Origin of the sequence: Paenibacillus sp. VTT E-133291 (assembly GCF_002264395.1) — a bacterium.
GTDB lineage: Bacteria > Bacillota > Bacilli > Paenibacillales > Paenibacillaceae > Paenibacillus_AQ > Paenibacillus_AQ nitricinens.
Genome location: NZ_NFVA01000199.1, coordinates 1 through 1778, shown reverse-complemented (window position 1 = coordinate 1778; position 1778 = coordinate 1). Strand labels below are relative to the sequence as shown.

Here is a 1778-nt window from a genome sequence, read left to right as displayed (position 1 = left end):
CCAAACGTGGTTCTCGGCAACTTCGTTATGCGCTAGTTATGGCCGTCCATGTGGACTCATCCGTTCTTCATCCATCTCATAAAATATTCGAGAAACGCTTGAACTATCCTGCCTATTAGCTTAGTCGTGTCCCTTTTGTAAGATCCAGATTGTTACTATCTCTTAACCTGATCACTTTCTCATTGTATCTATTCAACTTGGCATCAAAACTGTTTCTACTTTGTTCAAAATCCCTCGTCCATTTGTACATCATCTTCAACATCATGATATCTGGTTTATAGTGACACTTTTCAATCCCAAGTTTCTGCTTGATAAATCGTGTTAAGATTCTGACCCTTCGCTTCCACAATGGAGTATCAAGGAATATGATCGTATCTGCCATTTGATACAAACATTGATAGGAATCTCTATCTGTTCCTTCGAATATCCACGCTCCTTTAATATCGATCTCCTTTATAATTTCGAATTGTTCTTCTGCGGAACGTTTGTACCGTCCCGTAGCTGTATTATGATCGACTATGGAATCAAGTTCATACCAGGGTAGACTGAATTTCTGGGATAATCGTTTAGCGAATGTCGTTTTACCACTAGCAACAATTCCAATAATGAGAATTTTTTTCATTCCTGTTCAAGCTCCCTAGATCGGCGAAATGTTTGACTAATTATCTATTCGCAATAGTCGCAGATTCCCCTTTTGCTGTCCTTCGTTTTAACATTACTTATTAAAGTAGCCTGCCCGTTAGTTGAATAAAGGTACTTGATCGCGTTAACTGAACGGCTGCCTTATCGTGTTTATTGAGCTATTGCCTCACGTTAGATTAATTCCGAATTCCCTCGAGCTATCTAGGAAACACAAACATTTCTTTTACTTAATTTTTTAAATGCGAGATATTCCTTATTGGACTTAATAAAACTTAATGTCTTTTCGGCACACTCTATTGGATTCATCTTTTCTGTATTTACTTTGAGATCATATTCATCAATGCAATATACTGTATTGAACTGTGAAGCTGCTAATCCAATCTTTCTATCTCCTCTTATTTGCTCTCTTCTTATGAGTTCTTCTTTCGAGCATATTATACCTATAGATAATGTAGGCTGATCAAAAAATACATCAAGACACTCATTAAACCACTTGTCATTTTCGATTGCGGTATCTACTATTACATTCAAACCCATTTTTGAAAACAATTTAACTGTCGAATAGTACATTGAGACTAAGGAATCAAACATTATTTGTGCGATAACATGCTCATCTACTTCTCTTGTAGGTTCAATATCTGAAAATTTATGTTTAAAAAAGTTCTTGATAAAAACATCTATTGATAAATGATGAAATAGAATCTCTTTCTGATTTATCAGTTCATTAGAAATACTAGTCTTTCTATCACCCTCACCTATAAGTTTTGCGTATCTTTCAGATAACGTTATATTCATAAATTTTATAAAATTATCCAACTCAGATAATATTCGAGAAGCAATTGAACTATCCTGCCTATCGTATTACGTTCAACATCCGCCTCTGATTTCACAAAATCATAATAAACAGCGACATCACAATGTAGGTCATTCCTTTCCTTCACAACAAAAAACCTCCCTAAACCCCTAAGGGTTAGGAAGGCTTAAACGCGTCACTTCCGAAAACATAGCCAGCTATATTTTCAGCTCGACACTGCTTGTAAACGGCCTTTAAATAGAAGATGATAATTGACTATCATTTCCCATTAGTTCAACGATAAAGGTTCCTATTTATATTTTATAAAATATACTTTCACCAT

Annotated in this window: 2 protein-coding genes; both read right to left on the bottom strand. The window is 35.2% G+C overall.

Annotation, left to right across the window (positions count from 1 at the left end):
- Positions 1–115 precede the first annotated feature (115 nt).
- On the bottom strand, positions 116–622 hold the full coding sequence (locus CA598_RS31490) for a P-loop NTPase family protein (RefSeq protein ID WP_094879044.1): 507 nt from the start codon (positions 620–622) through the stop codon (positions 116–118).
- A gap of 221 nt (positions 623–843) precedes the next feature.
- Positions 844–1437, bottom strand: a complete 594-nt coding sequence (locus tag CA598_RS31485; RefSeq protein WP_094879045.1) for a chloramphenicol phosphotransferase CPT family protein — start codon at positions 1435–1437, stop codon at positions 844–846.
- Positions 1438–1778: the final 341 nt, after the last annotated feature.